General features: G+C 50.2%; 1 protein-coding gene. It reads left to right on the top strand.

Annotation, left to right across the window (positions count from 1 at the left end; genetic code table 11):
- Positions 1-474 (top strand): VCBS domain-containing protein (locus tag CWS31_RS17440; RefSeq protein WP_211355873.1); only part of this gene is annotated, 474 nt, incomplete at both ends.

Genomic DNA, 474 nt, shown 5'->3' with positions numbered 1-474 from the left:
ATGCGAGCAATAACACAGCGACAGGTACTATTTCAGTATTTGACGTAGATACCGGCGAAGGTACGTTAGTGAGCAGCACTGCGAGCTACGGCACGGTTGTGGTTGATGGCACAGGTGTATGGGAATACAGCTTAGATGACAGCAATGCTGCAGTGCAAGCACTACCGGCAGGCCAAACCTTAGTTGATACCATCACTTTCACCAGTGACGATGGCACCACTGAGACACAAACCATCACCATCACGGGTAGCAATGATGCGGCGGATATCACAGTTACTGCAACAGACACAAGCGTGACTGAAGATGATGCCAGCAACAACACCGCAACAGGCACAGTGTCTGTTAGTGATATTGATACCGGTGAAGGGACTTTAGTGAGCAGTACTGCGAGCTACGGCACGGTTGTGGTTGATGGCACAGGTGTATGGGAATACAGCTTAGATGACAGCAATGCTGCGGTACAAGCGTTACCAG

It is taken from the genome of Colwellia echini, from assembly GCF_002843355.2.
In the GTDB taxonomy this organism is placed as follows: Bacteria; Pseudomonadota; Gammaproteobacteria; order Enterobacterales; family Alteromonadaceae; genus Colwellia; species Colwellia echini.
Note: the sequence above shows the minus strand (reverse complement) of the source record. Positions and strands in the feature narration are given on the sequence as shown.